Origin of the sequence: Lysobacter enzymogenes (genome assembly GCF_900106525.1) — a bacterium.
Taxonomy (GTDB): Bacteria; Pseudomonadota; Gammaproteobacteria; order Xanthomonadales; family Xanthomonadaceae; genus Lysobacter; species Lysobacter enzymogenes.
Window position 1 is genome coordinate 468115 of sequence record NZ_FNOG01000003.1, and the last position, 16473, is coordinate 484587.

The 16473-nt window shown below is 67.0% G+C and carries 8 protein-coding genes and 2 pseudogenes; 6 read left to right on the top strand and 4 right to left on the bottom strand.

Annotated features, from left to right (window positions below; genetic code table 11):
* Positions 1 to 35: 35 nt before the first annotated feature.
* From BLU84_RS09910 to BLU84_RS09925, 4 genes are all read left to right on the top strand, one after another.
* Entirely contained in the window at positions 36 to 4889 is a 4854-nt protein-coding gene (locus tag BLU84_RS09910; RefSeq protein ID WP_170849133.1) for an IPT/TIG domain-containing protein, read from the top strand.
* Positions 4890 to 5046: 157 nt separating this feature from the next.
* Positions 5047 to 10536, top strand: coding sequence for an RHS repeat-associated core domain-containing protein (locus BLU84_RS09915; protein WP_170849134.1), 5490 nt, complete (start codon positions 5047 to 5049; stop codon positions 10534 to 10536).
* Positions 10537 to 10543: 7 nt separating this feature from the next.
* The gene (locus BLU84_RS26345; RefSeq protein ID WP_139174886.1) at positions 10544 to 11056 is read left to right on the top strand and encodes a hypothetical protein; all 513 of its coding nucleotides are present in this window, start codon (positions 10544 to 10546) and stop codon (positions 11054 to 11056) included.
* 166 nt (positions 11057 to 11222) lie between these two features.
* Positions 11223 to 11546 (top strand): hypothetical protein, encoded by a 324-nt coding sequence (locus BLU84_RS09925; protein ID WP_139174888.1) that lies wholly within the window; start codon positions 11223 to 11225, stop codon positions 11544 to 11546.
* A gap of 332 nt (positions 11547 to 11878) precedes the next feature.
* On the opposite strand, the gene BLU84_RS09930 is transcribed toward BLU84_RS09925, so the two are convergent.
* Together BLU84_RS09930 and BLU84_RS28445 are read right to left on the bottom strand one after the other, a co-directional pair.
* On the bottom strand, positions 11879 to 13072 hold the full coding sequence (locus BLU84_RS09930; protein WP_074865906.1) for a low temperature requirement protein A: 1194 nt from the start codon (positions 13070 to 13072) through the stop codon (positions 11879 to 11881).
* 28 nt (positions 13073 to 13100) lie between these two features.
* Positions 13101 to 13208: pseudogene (locus BLU84_RS28445) on the bottom strand (hypothetical protein); the annotation flags it as partial.
* Between BLU84_RS28445 and BLU84_RS28450 the strand changes: the two are divergent.
* Positions 13162 to 13560: pseudogene (locus BLU84_RS28450) on the top strand (DUF6053 domain-containing protein); the annotation flags it as partial. The pseudogenes BLU84_RS28445 and BLU84_RS28450 sit on opposite strands and share 47 nt — an antisense overlap.
* Positions 13561 to 14015: 455 nt before the next feature.
* Here the strand turns inward: BLU84_RS28450 and BLU84_RS09940 are convergent.
* Both BLU84_RS09940 and BLU84_RS09945 read right to left on the bottom strand, forming a co-directional pair.
* Complete coding sequence (locus BLU84_RS09940) at positions 14016 to 14789, bottom strand: SDR family oxidoreductase (protein ID WP_074865914.1); 774 nt, start codon at positions 14787 to 14789, stop codon at positions 14016 to 14018.
* A gap of 34 nt (positions 14790 to 14823) precedes the next feature.
* Entirely contained in the window at positions 14824 to 15153 is a 330-nt protein-coding gene (locus tag BLU84_RS09945) for a nuclear transport factor 2 family protein (protein ID WP_074865916.1), read from the bottom strand.
* Between the two features lie 242 nt (positions 15154 to 15395).
* Between BLU84_RS09945 and BLU84_RS09955 the strand changes: the two genes are divergently transcribed.
* Positions 15396 to 16346: an AraC family transcriptional regulator gene (locus BLU84_RS09955; protein ID WP_074865921.1), complete on the top strand. Its 951-nt coding sequence runs from the start codon at positions 15396 to 15398 to the stop codon at positions 16344 to 16346.
* Positions 16347 to 16473: the final 127 nt, after the last annotated feature.

Genomic DNA, 16473 nt, shown 5'->3' on the forward strand with positions numbered 1-16473 from the left:
CCAAGCCTTCGCGCTGGCGCAGCATCCGCATCGCATTGGCGACCGCGCTGCTGTTATGGGCCTGGGTCGCGGCCGCGACCAGTTACGTCTACGACCCCAACGGCCGCCTGGTCGTGGTCAAGAACGACGCCGGCGAGAGCGCCCGCTACGTCTACGACCCGATGGGCAATCTGCTCAGGATCGACCGCATCGCGGCCAACGCGCTGGCGGTCTTCGGCTTCGCGCCCGGGCGCGGCAGCCCCGGCGCCAGCGTCAGGATTTCCGGGCAGGGCTTCAGTCCTACGGCCGCGCAGAACAGCGTGAAGTTCAACGGCGTTGCGGCGACGGTCAGCGCGGCGAGCGCGTCCGAACTCACCGCGACGGTGCCGGCCGGCGCCACCACCGGGCCGATCTCGGTCGCCGTCGGCGCCGCGAGCGCCAGCAGCGTCAGCGATTTCGTCGTCGACGTCGATGCGCAGCCGCCGGTCATCACCGCCGTGAGCCCGCTGGTGGCGGAGATCGGCACCGCCGTCACCGTGGACGGGCAACACCTGCTGCCGGTCGCGGAGCAGACCAGCGTGCGTCTGGGCGGCCGCTCGACTCAACCGAGCGAGCGCACCGATACGCGCATAGCGTTCCCGGTGCCGGCGACCGCCGGCAGCGGCAAGGTGTCGGTGACGACGCCCTACGGCACCGCCACCAGCGCCGAGGATGTCCTGGTGTTGCCGCCCGGCTACAGCGCGGCCGACATCGAACTGCGCAAGCGCCTGAGCGTGGACGCGCCGGCGCAAGGCTTTTCGATTGCCGGCGCGGGCAAGTCCGCGGCGGTGTTGTTCGACAGTGCGGGCGGCGAATTCCTCAGCGCGCAGTTTTCCGCGATCAGCGTCGGCAGCCTCAGCTACACCTTGTACGGCGTCGACAACAAGCGCTTGGCAGGCGGCACGGTGTCGCCTGCCAGCCCGAGTTTCCACCTGCCGAAACTAGCTGCGGCCGGTACTTATCTGCTGCTGTTGCGACCAGCGTCGGCGCCGGCCAACTGGAATCTGGCGATCGAGCGCGCGGCGGCGCTGCCGCTCGACGGCGCGCCGCTGGCACTGGATACCACCACTGCCGCGCAGAGCAAGCGGGTGATATTCAGCGCCTCTTCCAGCGCCGATCTCGGCTTCGGCCTGAGCGACCACGCCACGCCGAGCGCGTGGTCGTCCGCGAGCGTCTACGCCTACGGCCCCGACGGCGCCCAGGTCGGTTACCAGTCTTGCGAGCAGAGCAAGAACGGCTGCTCGCTGAACTTTTCCGGCGCGCTCGCCGGCGTCTACAGCCTGGTGATCCAGCCGGCGCAGAGCGGCGCGCAGACGCTCGGGTTCGATGTCAGCTTGTCCAGCGACGCGACCGCGACGCTGACCCGCGATGTCGCCACCACGCTCAATCTCGCGAGGCGCGGCCAGAACGGGCGTCTGAGTTTCGCCGGCACCGCCGGCGATGTGGTCGGGCTATTGATCGCCGGCCAGCAAACCGTACCGGCCGGGCGCACCGCGTATTACCGCGTGCACAAGCCCGACGGAACCTTGTGGAAGTCCACCGCCATCGCCACTGGCGCGACCATGAATCTGGCCTTGCCGACCACCGGCCGCTACCAGGTCTTCGTCGATCCCGAATACGGCGAAACCCTAACGGCGCAGGTGCTGCTGTCGTCGGGCACGCTGGCCCGGCCGGCGCTGGACGGCGCCAGCAGCAGCTTCGCCACGACCCAGCCGGGCCAGGGCGTTTACCTGGCGATCGACGCCAGCGCGGGGCAGAACCTGGGGCTGGGCTTGAGCGAGCTGACGTTGAGCAGCGGCACCGGCGTCACCGTCAACGCTTACCGGCCCGACGGCAGCCTGCAGGCAAATGCGGTCTGCTATGCGGTCAACGACGGCTGCGATCTCAACCTGTCCAACCTCGTCGCTGGCCGCTATGCGGTCGAGATCGTGCCCGGCGCCGACCAGACGATGGCGTTCAAGGCGACGCTGTCCTCGGACGCGACCGGCGCGCTGGTGCGCGATGTCGCCAGCGTGCAGACCATCGCCCGCCGCGGCCAGAACGCGCGGCTCAGCTTCCCCGGCGTGGTCGGCGACACCGTCGCGCTGCGCATCGCCGCGCAGACCACGACGCCGGCCGCCAGCGGTGCGTACTACCGCATCTACAAGCCCGACGGCAGCAGCCTGGGCGCCACGTACGCCAGCGGCGACAAGACGCTCAACGTCGAGCTTCCGCTCAGCGGCGACTACCAGATCATGGTCGATCCGGAGTACGGCGCTACCGTATCGGCCGAGTTGAAGATCATCGCTGGCACCATCGGGGTGATGGAGCTCGACGGCAGCAGCGGCAAACACGAAACCCAGGCCGGGCAGGAGGTGGTGCTGACCTTCGGCGCGCAGGAAGGCAAACATCTGGGGCTGGGCATCAGCGACCTGACGGTGAACAGCGGCAGCTATGTGCGCGTCTACGCCTATCGTCCCAACGGCACCACCTTGCTCGACGATCACTGGTGCCGGATCGAAAACAGCGGCTGCGGCATCAATTTCTTCAACCCGGTGTCGGGCACGTACACGGTCAAGGTCAAGCCCGTCAACGCCACCCAGACGATGAAGTTCCGCAGCACGCTGTCGTCCGCGGCGACCGCGACGCTGACCCGCGACATGCCGCTCGCGCTGAACCTGGATCGCCGCGGCCAGGACGGATTCTTTACTTTCGCCGGCACCAGCGGCGAGATGCTGGCGCTGCAGGTCGCCGGCCAGTCCACCGCACCGGCCGGCAAAAAGGTGGTCTATCGGGTCTATGAGCCGAACGACCGCAGCATCCCGAAGTGGTCGGTGGAACCGAGCGCGGGCGGCTTCATCAGCATGCGGTTGCCGGCCACGGGAACCTATTGGGTCTACGCCGATCCGGAGACAGGTGCGGCGGCGACGGCGCAGCTCACCCTGTCGACCGGCACGGCCAGGAGCCTGGTGGCGGACGGCGCCAGCGACAGCGTGGCGACTGCGTTGCCCGGACAGACCCTCCACTATCGGATCGACACATCCGCGGGCCAGAACCTCGGCTTCGGCATGAGCGAGCTGGGCGTGAGCACCGGGTCGTATGTGCGCGTGTATGCGTTCAAGCCCGACGGCAACAAACTCGTCGACGACCGTTGGTGCCGGGTCGAGGAGGGCGGTTGCGACGTCAACCTCTTCAACGCGGCCGCCGGCGTCTACAGCATCCTGATCCTGCCGTCGCGCGACGACCAGGCGATGCAGTTCAAGGCCACCCTGTCCTCGGCGCAGACCGGCACCTTGGGACGCGATACGCCGCTGAGCTTGAACCTCGGCCGGCGCGGGCAGGACGGCCTGATGACGTTCTCGGGCACGGCCGGCGAGACCTTGGCCTTGCAGATCGCCGGACAGGCGGCGCTGCCGGCCGGCAAGGTCGCCTATCGCGTGTACGAGCCCAACAATCGCAGCCTGCCCGATTGGTCGCTGGACTCCTCGACCGGCGGCTTCATCAACATGCGCCTGCCGCGCACCGGAACCTACTGGGTGTACGCGGACCCGCTGGTCGGCTCGACCGCGACCGCGCAGGTCACCCTGTCGACCGGCACCACCAGCGAGATGGTCCGCGACGGCGCCAGCGCCGCCATCGAAACCGGCCAGCCCGGGCAGACCGCGCACTTCCGCTTCGAAGCCGCGGCCGGAGAAAACCTCGGCTTCGGCCTCAGCGACCTGGTGCTGAGCAGCGGCAGCTACGTGCGTATCTACGCATTCCGTCCGGACGGCAGCAAACTCGTCGACGACCGCTGGTGCCGCGTCTCCGAAAGCGGCTGCGATATCAGCGTGTACAACGCCATGGCGGGCAGCTACAGCATCCTGGTGCTGCCCAGCGGCGACGACCAGGCGATGCAGTTCAAGGCGACCTTGTCGTCGGCGCGGACCGCCGCGCTGAATCGCGACGCGCCGATGACGTTGGACTTGAACCGGCGCGGCCGCGACGGGTTCCTGACCTTCTCGGGTACGGCCGGCGAAGTCCTGACCCTGCAGATCGCAGCGCAAACCACCCTGCCGGCGGGCAACAAGGTCGCCTATCGGGTCTACGAACCGAACGACCGATCGCTGCCGGACTGGTCGCTGGAGCCCACCGCCGGCGGCTTCATCAACATGCGCCTGCCGCGCACGGGAACCTACTGGGTTTACGTGGACCCGCTGGTCGGCGCGACCGCGGCCACGCAAATCACCTTGTCCACCGGCACGACCAGTGGACTGGTCCTGGACGGCCCAAGCCTCAACGCGGCCACCACGTTGCCCGGGCAGAGCGTGCATTACCGCTACGATGCGAGCGCGGGCCAGAACATCGGCTTCGGCCTCAGCGACCTGGTGGCGAACACCGGTTCCTATGTCCGCGTGTTCGCGTTCCGTCCCGACGGCAGCAAGCTGGTGGACGACCGCTGGTGTTACATCTCCGAAGGCGGCTGCGACGTCAGCATCTACAACGCGATGGCCGGCACCTACAGCATCCTGGTGCTGCCGCGCAGCGACGAGCAGACGATGCAGTTCAAGGCGACGCTGAGCTCGGCCTATGCCGCGGTGCTGGCGCGGGACACCCCGACCACGCTCAACCTCAATCGGCGCGGTCAGGACGCGTTGCTGACGTTCGCCGGTACGGTCGGCGAAACGCTGGCCTTGCGGGTCGCAGGGCAGTCCACCGCACCGACTGGTTATCGGGTCGTGTATCGGGTCTACGAGCCGAACGACCGGGTATTCCAGGACTGGACGCTGCAACCGACGGTCGCCGAGTCGGCCAACATGACCTTGCCCAGGACCGGGACGTACTGGATCTACGTCGATCCCGCGCTCGGCGCCACTGCCGAAGCGCAGATCACCTTGGACAGCACACCATGAGCGCGCGGCGCGCAGGCGCGGCGGTCGCCGGACGGTATCCGGCATCGCCCACGGTCTCGCCCGCGGCGGGGCGGCGAATCGCGAACGCGCGATGGCGGCGAGTCTTCGCCGTTGCATCGAAACCGCCCAGGCGCAGCGTCGCAGTCGGAGCACAGCCATGAGCACGAACTTGAACGGAATCAAGGGACGAACCATGAAAGGACTCATGCACAGCTGGCGCGCGAGCGTGGCCGGCGGCCTGCTGGGGCTGCTCGCCGCCGGCAGCGCCTCCAGCCATGTCGCCAGCGTCGAGCGCGCGTTGCAGGCGAAGGCGTTCCGCGACACCCCCAGCGCGATGCGCGGCAGCGAGCGGCGCGTGCGCCTGCGCGACGGCTCGCAGCTCTCGCTCAACCCCGAAGGCACCGCGTTGACCCGCAGTGGCGACGGCAAACCGCCGCGCGCATATGCGCTGGCGCAGGCCCGGCTCAACGCCAGTTTGACCTTGCTGCCGAGCGGACGGGTGCTGGTCTGGGGCGGCACCGACGCCGCTGGTCAGCTGCAGCGCGGCGGCCTGTGGTTCCATCCCGACAGCGCTCGTCTGGACCCGACCGACGAGCCGACGCCATCGGCGCGTTCGGGCCACACCGCGACCGTGCTGGCCGACGGCCGCGTGTTGTTCGCCGGTGGCCTGGAGCAGCGTCCGGCCGAGCTGTGGGACGAACGCAGCAACCGCGCGGTCGCGCTGGCAGCCGGACAGGTGGTGCCGCGGCTCGGCCATCGCGCCGAACTCGACAGCGACGGCGGCGTTCGCATCTTCGGCGGTCACGCGCTCGGCGACGGCTCGGTCGCCACCGACCTGAGCTTCGACCCGCAGGGCGGCACCTTCGCCAGCGGCGCGCGGCGTTCGCCGTCGGCGCGTGCGGACATCGCGCGCTCGTGGCCGGCCCAGGGCGCCAGCGAAGTCGCGCCGGACACGCGCCTGGCGGTGCTGTTCGCCGACGAACTGCGCATGGCCGACCTCAACGAAGCCAACGTCAGCCTGGTCGGCCCCGGCGGCGCCACGCGCGTGCGCGTCGCTCCGGTCGAAGACGGCCGGCTGCTGTTCGTCGAGCCGGCGCAGGCGCTGTTCCCGGCTTCGCGATACACCTTGATGGTCGAGAAGACGCACGCGCTCGGCGGCCGCGCCTTGCCGCTGATCGCGATCGACTTCACCACTGCCGCGCTGGACGCGCAGGGCCGGCCGCTACCGATTCCAGCCGACCCCGTCGGTGCCGACAACGACCGCCGCGTCACCGGCGCGGGCGAGCGCTGCCACCAGGGCGACGCGCTGTTGCCATGCCGCGCGCACGGCACTGTCGAAGACGCAGTGTGGTCGCCGGGCCGTGACAACACCGGCAACCGCTGGCGCCTATACGGCAAGTCCATCGAAGCCGACGCCAACAAGCGCATCGCCCACCTCGCACGCCTGTACGGCCTGACCATGGTGCGCGGCCGCATCGTGCGCATCGACCAGACGCCGGTGGAAGGCGTCGAAGTCAGCATCGGCCGCACGCGCGCCCGCACCGACACCGATGGCCGCTTCAACCTGTTCGACGTTGCGGCCGGAGCGCAGGAGCTCTACGTCGACGGCAGCACCGCCAGTCGCGGCAGCGAGGAGTACGGCCAATTCGTGGTCGGCGTGCAGGTCAAGGCGGGGCAGTCGAACGAACTGCCGTACCTGATGCACCTGCCGAAGATCGCAGCGCGCGACAAGATCCGCATCGCCTCGCCGCTGCAAAAAGATTTGGTGGTCGGCCACCCCGACATCCCGGGCCTGGAACTGCACATTCCCAAGGGCACGGTGATCCACGACCGCAAGGGCCGGCTGGTGACCGAACTGGCGATCGTGCCGACCCCGGTCAACCGCGCGCCGTTCCCGGTCATGGAAAACCATCCCATGGCCTTCACCGTCGAACCCGGCGCCGCGCAGATCCGCGGCCTCGACGCCAAGACCAACAACGGCATCCGCGTCTACTACCCCAACTACGACGGCTACGGCACCGGCACCGAAGCCAACTTCTGGATCTACGACCCGACCGAAGGCTGGCGCGTCTACGGCAAGGGCACCGTCTCGGCCGACGGCCGGCACGTGGTGCCGGAAGCGGGCGTGGCGCTGCATCAGACGATGGGGGGGATGTATAGCGTTCCGGGGAGCAATGGGGCGACGGAAAGTTATGCGGCGGATCAGAACGGCGATTGCGGCTGCGGTTCGGAGGCGGGCGATGGTGGAGCGGCCAGCGCGGGCGATCCGATCGACCTGAAAACCGGTGAATTTCTTTATGCCGAGACGGATATCCGCATCAGCGATATCGTACCTTTGACGATCGAACGGAATTACCGCCCGAACGATCTGCAGAAGCGCGAGTTTGGCATCGGCACCTCCTGGAATTGGGGCTACACGCTCAATCGCCCCGGCACGAGTTACGACGTACTCGAGCTGATCCAGCCCAACGGGACCGCTGTGCGGTTCGATCGCATCTCAGGAACCGGCAATCAGGGAGAGTGGCGTCAAGCCGGTTCCACGACCCAGTTCGCCGGCGCGACCCTGCGCACGGTCTACGACTCAGACCCCACCCAGCCTTGGGGACGAGCGTTCAGGCTTCGTCTCCATGATGGCTCACAACTGCAGTTTTCCAGTTGGAACGACATCCGTCTACGCTGGATCGAAGACCGCTTCGGCAACCGGACGTCGTTGGTCTACAGCGCCGGGTTGGTGACCACGATTGTTTCGCCCAGCGGCAGGCGGGTTTCCATCGACTACGATGGAAACAATCGGATCGAGAAAATTTCCGACCACACCGGACGCGCTTGGCAATACGGTTACAACGCCAAAGGCTTGCTCGCGGACGTCATCTATCCGGACACAAAGGCCAAGCATTACGCCTATCGGGTCGCCGGAACCAGTTCGGTCACCCAGCACCGCGTCGAGTCGATAACCGACCGCCGCGGTTTGCGCCTGCTTTTCAATGAGTTCGAGCAGGTAGGGGGCGGCTCCGCGGGTCGCGTCATCCGTCAAACCCAGGCCGACGGCGGCATCATCCAGATCGACTACGCGCATGTCGTCGACGGCGTAGCCGGCACGCTGATCACCGACCCCGACGGCGTCAAGCGGCGGGTGGTTTTCGATGCCAACAGTCCATACCCGAAGTCGGAAACGCTGGGCTACGGAACCCCGCAAGCGCAGATTCATACTTACGAGCGAAACTCGCACGGGCAGTTGGCGGCCTCGGTCGATCCGCTGGGCCGTCGTACCGAATTCGAATACGACGGCAACGGCCAACTCAGCAAGGCGACGAGCCTGGTCGGCAGCGCCAACGCGGCCAGCGCCTTCATGGCCTATCACCCAGACGGAAGCTTGGCCTCGGTGACCGATCCGCTGGCGCGGACCACGAAGTTCGACTACACGGCCGGTTGCCTCACGCGGATCACCTCGGCGCTCAACAAGTCGGTGAGCTACGTATGTAACGGCGCGGGTCAGCCGGTGAGCGTGACCGATTCGGCGGGTCGGACTTCGATCTTGGAGTACGACGGATACGACCTGGTCAAGGTGACCGACGCCGCAGGACGCACGGTCGAGTTGCGCTACGACGCGCTCGGCCGGAAGGTGGCCATGCGCGACGATGCCGGAAACGTTGTACGCACCAAGTACAACGTGTTCGACGAGATTGTCGAAGTTGCCGACGCGGTGGGCAACGCGATCCAGAACGAATACGACGACAACGGAAACCTGCTGGCGGTGCTGTTGCCGAACGGCAATGGCGTCACGTACACCTACGATGCGCGCAACCGGGTCGAAACCCGCACCGATTCACTCAGCCAGGTTGAGTCCTGGACGTACTACAAGAGCGATCGGGTAAAAACCTATACGGACCGAAAGGGGCAGGTCACCCAGTACCGCTACGACGGCGTGGGCCGCGAGGATCTTGCGACCTATCACGACGGAAGCACTGTCGGGGCGACCTACGACGCGGCCGACCGCTTGCGCGCCCTGGCCGACAGCTCATCCGGGAGCCTTACATTCGACTTCGACGATCTCGATCAGTTGAGTCAAACGACGAGCGCCCAAGGCACGGTGACGTACGCATACGATACGGCGGGCCGGCGGTCGGAGATGACGGCCGCCAGTCAGGCGAAGGTCGAGTACCACTACGACACCGGCGACCGTTTGCGCCGAATCGTCCAGGGGGCTGAGCAGGTCGAGTTCGACTACGACGCCCTCGGCCGCCAGAAAGAGACTGTCCTTCCCAACGGCGTCAAGGCGGCTTACTCCTACAACGACGTCGATCAACTCACCCAGATCGCCTGGCAGAAGCCCGGCGTTCCGGCGCTGGGCGATCTGACCTACGACTACGACGCGACCGGCCGCCTGATCTCGCAGGCCGGCAGTTTCGCAAGTCAATCGTTGCCCGGCGCGACAGCAACGCCGAACGTCTTCGACGATAACAATCGTCTGAGCGTTCGTGGCGTGCAATCCGAGACATATGACGCCAACGGGAATCTGATCGGTGCCGGCGCGCGGACGTATGTCTGGAATGCGCGCGACCAGTTGGTGCGGATCCTGCAGGGCGGCAGCGCGATAGCGGAGTTCTCCTACGATGCATTGGGGCGCCGCACCGGCAGGACGGAAGCGTCCACCACGACGACGTATCTGTACGACGGCAGCGACGCCGTGCAGGAGGTCGAGGGCGGTACGGTCAATCCCATCCTGACCGGGTTGGAAGTCGATCAACGATTCGCGCGCAACGACGCGGGCGGACGCACCTACTTCCTGGCCGATCACCTGGGCAGCACCCGGGCCTTGACCAATGCTGCCGGCGCGGTGGTGCAGCGCTACGACTACACGCCCTACGGCGAGGAGTCGCACACCGCCGCCGGTTTCAGCAATCCATACACATACACCGGGCGGGAACAGGACCGCAGCGGCCTGCTGTACTACCGTGCGCGTTACTATCAGCCCGAAACTGCACGCTTCATCAGCGAGGATACCTTGGGTTTCGCGTCGGGCGAGAACAATTTCTACGCCTATGCCAAGGGGGCGCCCTTGAGCTACACCGATCCCAGCGGGCATTTCGCCCAGCTGATTGTAGCTGCACTGGTCGGGGCGGGAATCGATCTGGCTTTGCAACTGGCGACAAACGGGGGGCGGCTGAGCTGCGTAAACTGGGGACAGGTCGGAATAGGTGCTGCGCTTGGCGCCGTGACGCTGGTCGGTGGGCGGTTGCTGATAGCGGGTCTGCGCGGCCTGAAAACGGCCAAGGCCGTTAGAAACGTTACGAGGGTTCGTCACTACACGGACAGGGCGGGGCTAAGAGGGATTCAGAGGTCGCAATCCATCAGAGCCTCGCGAGTCAAGATCGTCGGTGAAGGTAAGAGGGTCGAGGGCGTGCATGTGGAAGTCGGCAAGGGACGGGGGTTCGGGTCCGCGCGTACCGGAGCGAAGGAGACGGGGGCCGGCGTCGATGCCAAAAGGCCGGGTGGCTATGTAGAGTTCGATGCCCCTAAAGGCCTCGATATGTACAGCACTCCCGGGATCGGACCGCGAGCTACGGCGGTGATCGATTCGATGGGGAAGGACCTCTCGCTTGTCGGCACCAATCCCGTATTCGTAAGAGTGTGGTCGCTATGGTGAGGAATATATGACTGATCGGGTGGTCGATCGCGAAGTCTTGATAGGTATTGGCGCGTACATGCGTCAGGTGGATCTTTCCCTTCATCGAGCCTTCGGGCATCCACGACAGGTCCTGAGCGATTATCTTCGCGAGCACAGCGCGCTTCCGCGCGAGGTCTGCGGCCACTTCTGGAGCGGACTGCGTCTTGGTCCAAACGATAGGCCCAGCGGTGCTCCCGGGATTGTGCGATTGCGGTTTGTGAATCTATTCCGTCGCGATCCTGTCGTCAGCGGCTCTTTCTTTCCGCTGGCGAACGATGCGCTGCTTAAGATCGCCGACTATCTGGATGATCCGGCAGCGAAGGTGGGGTCCGAGTCACCCGGTCTGAGAATGCCGTTGGCTGATCTCAACTATGAGTTGTCGCGGACTTTGCGTGGCTCCGTGGTGGGGGCCTATGGAAAGGTGGAGTACTTTGAGCATGACGATTATCGTCAGTTTGAGACGATCGACAAAATCGTAGGAAAGAAGTGGCTCTCGTGATTGTTCGCGCGCGTGTATCGGCGTGAGAGCAACCGACACCACCCCGGAACGCGCACATCGTTTGCTTGAGGCAGCTCGCCCGGGAGTTAGGGGCGGCATTGCCCCCCCCCTCCTACAACTTGGTCGGGCCGAGCGTGTCGCTACCCAGACGGTGAACGATAATTCGATGAAGAAAGATGATGGCGCACAACGGGAAGTGCTATTGGAGTTGTTGCGGATATCTCTTATCAGAATCCGCAACATCGCGACCATCGATCGACCCGGTCGGGATCAGAAGAAGATGTTGCTGGAGTGGGCCGAGCTTGCGCATTCACTTCCCTTGCTGCTTATCAGCGGTTACGAACGCAATGCGATCGAATATTTCTTGGGCACGGGCGCGGCAATGTTCAGACGCAAGTATCCGGTTGCATCCGATTCGGACTTCCAGATCGCGTGCGGACTCCTGGATGAGCTATCGGCTTTGGTGGGGCGATCCGCTGATCAGCTCTGAGTCGTTTTTGGCCTCGAATTTCAGCAGGGTTGCTCAGTGGACGCTCGGATCGTGCAGGTGTATTGCGAACGATGCTTCGCGCAGCAGCGCGATCGGTGCGGCCCGGAAGGTCGAAGGCGAATAGGTCGAAGACGGGAAAATGGCGTGTTCGGAACCGCCAAGACCGGAACCGGCGAAATGGACGCCAATATTGGCAACGGTCGGCGAGCCTATGGAGAGTTCGGCAGGTCGGTCCTGATACCTATTGAGCGATGGTCGGGCCGCGCAGTGATGTTATGATCGAGCTACTCAACGTCGCATGCGGAAGGCTTCTCCATCCGCTGCGTCGCCGCTCAATGCAGCGGTGGGCGCGTTTTTTCCCGCCGCAACGCCGCCGTCTCCCACCCCGCCACGATCACGAACACCGCCGTAGTTCCGGCCCCCAGCGCCAGCGCCGACAAATGCAGCGGCCCGGCCGCGAACCACAGCGCGATCAGCAGCGCCAACCCGCCCATGTGCGACAGCGGCGGGAACTTGCGCGTGTTGGTCACCCACTTGAACAAGCCGCAGCCCAGCAGGTACAGCGCCGGGCCGCCGACGATGGCGGCGATGCCGCCGGCGTCGGCGTGGGCCGGGTGCACCAGCACCAGTTCGTCGGCGACGGCGCAGACGATGATGCCGCCGACGATGGGCAGGTGCAGGTAGGTGTAGGCCAGTCGCGCCTGTCGCGCGGCGTCGCCGCCGTGGACGATGCGGTGCTCGCCGCGCGCCGCGCCGCTGTCGAAGTAGATCCACCACATCGCCACGCTGCCGAGGAAGGCGACCACGAACGCAGCCAGCGTGGTCGGGTTCCAGTCGAGCTTGGCGTAGGTGGCGCCGGTGATCAGGATCGATTCGCCCAGGGCGATGATGACGAACAGGCCGCAGCGCTCGGACAGGTGGCCGCCTTCGATGTCCCAGTCGGTGAGCGAGGAGCGGCCCAGGCCGGGCACGCGGAAGAACGCGATCGGGCCGAGGTATTCGATCGCGACTGCGGCCAGCCACCACCATAGCCGCGCCTCGGGTTCGGCCAGGCCGCCGAGCAGCCAGAACACCGCCGACACGCTCAGCCAGATGGCGATGCGCACGAAATTGCGGAAATTGCCGGGGCTGCGGCCGCCGCGCAGCGCCCACAGCATGAACAAGGTGCGGCCGACCTGCATCGCGGCGAAGGTCGCGCCGTAGGCCAGGCCGCGTTCGGCGAAGGCGTGCGGCAGCGAGGACGACAGCAGCAGGCCGCCGAGCATCAGCGCGAAGATCATCAGCCGCACCGGCACCTTCTCCGGGTCGAGCCAGTTGGTGACCCAGGAGGTGTAGATCCACAGCCACCACACGCCCAGCAACAGCAGGCCGGTGCGCAGCGCGCCGGCGAGGTCGAGGTGTTCGAGCAGGGTGTGCGAGAGCTGGGTGACGGCGAAGACGAACACCAGGTCGAAGAACAGTTCGGCGAAGCCGACCTTGGCGTGGCCTTCGCGGGTGCGCAGCAGGCTGGGGCGGGTGGGGGTCATGGCGGCAAGGGAAGTGGCGGGCGCCCGATCAGACTAGCGCGGTCGTTCGCGTAGGCGGTGTGGAGACGCCGGCGGTTGTGGGAGGGCTTTCAGGCCCGACGCCGGCGGCGATCGGTGCCAACAGTGTCGGGCCTGAAGGCCCTCCCACAACCGCGGTGGCGCCGTCAGGCTTTGGCCAGCCGCCACCACAACAGCCCGGCCACGGCGGCCGGCACGGCGTAGATGACCAGGAAGATCGGCAACTCCTCGCCGACCGAGTAACCCGCCCGGGCGACGCCGATGTACATGTTGATCGCGGCGCCGACGAACCACAGCGGCAGGAAGGCCTTGATCGCCAGGATCAGCGGCGCGGCGCCGGGGCCGCCGAAGCCGCGCCCGGCGAGCAGGCACAGCGCCAGCAGGACGAAGCCGCCGAGGATGACGAGGACGGTGTGCATGCGGGTTCCTCAAGTTGCGGTGGTGGTGCTTGTTGGGGGCGGCCGCAGTAGCTGTGGCGGCGACAAGAGCGCGACGCGGATCGAAGCGCTACTCGTAGTCCCGTTGCCGTACTCGTAGTCCCGTTGCCGTCATTCCGGCGAAAGCCGGAATCCATGTTGCTGTTGCCTTTGTCCGTGCGAACAGCGGAGCAAGATCAAGATGGATTCCGGCCTTCGCCGGAATGACGGCAAAGAGGGTTGCGGGGAACAGCGCAGTCGAGAAGCGCTGTGCACGATGCGGGCGCGACCGACGACGCGCGCCGCATCACGCCACCCGAATAGACGCATCCCATCGACTTCCCACCCCCGACTCCAGCACTCGCCCCCAAACCTCGCCCCCATCTTTCGTCCGCCCGCGTACAAGCCATGTGCAGACCCGCATCCCCGGGCCAGCGACGCACGAGCGCCGAACGCGCAGGCCGCAGCGGCGAAGCGCGAACGCTCCGCCGCCGGCCCACGCCCGACCTTCAGCGGGTCGTGTAACCGCCGTTGGCGAAGATCGTCTGCCCGGTGATCCACCAACCGTCGGTCACCAGGAATTTCACCAGCGGCGCGATGTCCTGGATCTCGGTCAGGCCGCTCTTGGTGCGGTTGCTCAGCGCCGCGGCGGTGGCGTGATAGGCCGCCGATTCCGTGGACTCGGCCGGGTAGAAGAACGGCGTGTCCATCGGCCCCGGGCCGACCGCGTTGACCGAGATGCCGCGCTCGCCGAATTCCTTGGACGCGGCGCGGGTGAAGTGCTCGATCGGCGCCTTGCTGCCCGGATACACCGCATAGAACGGCGTATATGCGGCCAGCAGCGAGCTGACGATGGTGCAGATGTTGCCGTCGTCGGCGAGCTTCTTGCCCGCTTCCTGGATGAAGAAGAACGCGGCCTTGGAGTTCACCGCGAACATGGTGTCGTACTCGGCTTCGCTGACCTCCACCAGCGGCTTCTTGATGACCATGCCGGTGGTGTTGATGGCGATGTCGATCTTGCCGAACTTCGCCTTGGCTGCGTCGAACAGTTTGGCCACTTCCGCCGGCCGGGTCAGGTCGCCCTGGTGGGCGAAGGCGTCGGCGCCTGCGGCCTGGACCGCGGCGACGGTTTCCTCGGCCGCGGCGCGGGTGGCGTCGGAGTTGTAGTGCACGGCGATGCCGGCGGCGCCGCCGCGGGCGAGTTCGCGCGAGATCAGGCCGCCGAGGTTCTTGGCGCCGCCGCCGATGACGACGTGCTTGCCGGTGAGGGAACGGTCGGGCATGGGGAAACTCCTTGTGGGGTGAGGGACGAGGGAATCAGTGGCCGACGATGCGCATCTCGCGGATGCGCTGGCCGTCCACGGTGAACACGAAGCGGCTGTCGCCGCTGTAGAAACTGCTGGTCCAGCCGGCGTCGACGACGATGCGCTCGCCGTCGCGGCCGACCCGGGTCGGGGTCAGCCGGCCTTTGGCGCCGACGAATTCGCGCGCGCTCCATTGCGCGATCGCGGCCGCGCCGACATAGCGCGTGCCCCAGTCGTCGACCACGCCGTCGCGGCCGAAGAAGGCCAGCGCGGTTTCGGCGTCGCCGCGATTGACCGCGGCGACGAAGGCGTCGATGGGCGAGGGCAGGGCGGGGGCGGTCATGGCGGCGGGTTCCTGGGCGTGGACGGAAGCCGAAGCGAGGGCGGCGATCAGCGCCAGCCGCGGCGCCAGGGCGCGGCCGCTGCGGCGAGGCGGCAGCAGCGGCGGACAGGCGGCTGAACGCGCCGGCGGCCGGGTGCAGGCGGGGCAGGGAGGGCAGGGGTGGTGCATGGAGAACACGTGGCCTTGACGCATTTGTGCGCGAGGTCATGTTTACATCGGCGCAGGCCCCGTCCGCTTTCAACATGTCCAAGGCACTGTCAATTTCTCCAGGCGACGGCGAGGCCGAACGCGCCGCGCTGAACGGCGCGGCGGCGCTGGGCGACGCGGCCGGGCGCGGCTGGTCCGGCGTACGCCGGATCGAACACCGGCAGCAGATCGAACTCGGCCCCGGCCTGCAGTTCGCGTTCGCCACCGAGAACATCGCCCTGCCCACGCAGTGGGCGCTGGAGCACGCGCAACACACCCTGATCGTCCACCTCGACGGCCCGATGCGCCGGCTGGAAACCCGCATCGACGGCCTCGGCCGCCTGCGCGCCGCGCCTGCGGCCGGCGACTGGTGGCTGATTCCGGCCGGGCGCCGCTACCTCGGTCGCGCGCTCGGCGGCGAGATCGCCTATGCCGAGCTCACGGTCGACCCGGCCGGTTTCGCCGCCGCCGCGCCCGGCGCGGGCGACGGCGCCGGGCTGGCGGCGCGGATGAAGCACCGCGATCCGTTCGTGCACGGCCTGGCCGCGCGCCTGGCGCATCTGAGCGGGGCCGGCGACGACCTGGCGGCGATGCTGCGCGAATCGCTGGGCCAGGCGCTGTACCTGCACCTGCTGCGCGAACACGGCGTCGGCGCGGCCGCGCGCGCGATGTCGGCGCAGGCGCGCCTGAACGAGGCGGCGCGGCGGCGGGTCGAGGACTACATCCACACCCACCTGGACCGGCGCATCACCCTGGACGAACTGGCGCGGCTGAGCGCGCTGAGCACGCATCAACTGCTGATCGCGTTCCGTCATGCGTTCGGCATGACCCCGATCCAGTACGTGCTGGCGCAGCGCCTGCTGCGGGTCTGCCGGCGCCTGCGCGACAGCGCCGACGACATCGCCACCATCGCGGTGGAGAACGGGTTCTCCAGCCACAGCCATCTGTCGGCGGTGTTCAAGAAGCGCTATGGGCTGACGCCGAGGGCGTTTCGCTTGCAGGGGTGACCGGTTTCGCGTCATTTCTTTCGAGTTCGCCGTGCCTCTCTCACCCCGTCATCCCCGCGAAGGCGGGGATCCAGAGACTTCAGAGCCATGCTGCGATGAAGCCCTGGATGCCCGCCTTCGCGGGCAT

What these genes read in the sequence shown, in the direction of transcription:
- BLU84_RS09915 (WP_170849134.1), top strand. Translation starts at nt 5,047, where the DNA reads ATGAGCACGAACTTGAACGGAATCAAGGGACGAACCATGAAAGGACTC.
- BLU84_RS26345 (WP_139174886.1), top strand. Translation starts at nt 10,544, where the DNA reads ATGACTGATCGGGTGGTCGATCGCGAAGTCTTGATAGGTATTGGCGCG.
- BLU84_RS09925 (WP_139174888.1), top strand. Translation starts at nt 11,223, where the DNA reads ATGAAGAAAGATGATGGCGCACAACGGGAAGTGCTATTGGAGTTGTTG.
- BLU84_RS09930 (WP_074865906.1), bottom strand. Translation starts at nt 13,072, where the DNA reads ATGACCCCCACCCGCCCCAGCCTGCTGCGCACCCGCGAAGGCCACGCC.
- BLU84_RS09940 (WP_074865914.1), bottom strand. Translation starts at nt 14,789, where the DNA reads ATGCCCGACCGTTCCCTCACCGGCAAGCACGTCGTCATCGGCGGCGGC.
- BLU84_RS09945 (WP_074865916.1), bottom strand. Translation starts at nt 15,153, where the DNA reads ATGACCGCCCCCGCCCTGCCCTCGCCCATCGACGCCTTCGTCGCCGCG.
- BLU84_RS09955 (WP_074865921.1), top strand. Translation starts at nt 15,396, where the DNA reads ATGTCCAAGGCACTGTCAATTTCTCCAGGCGACGGCGAGGCCGAACGC.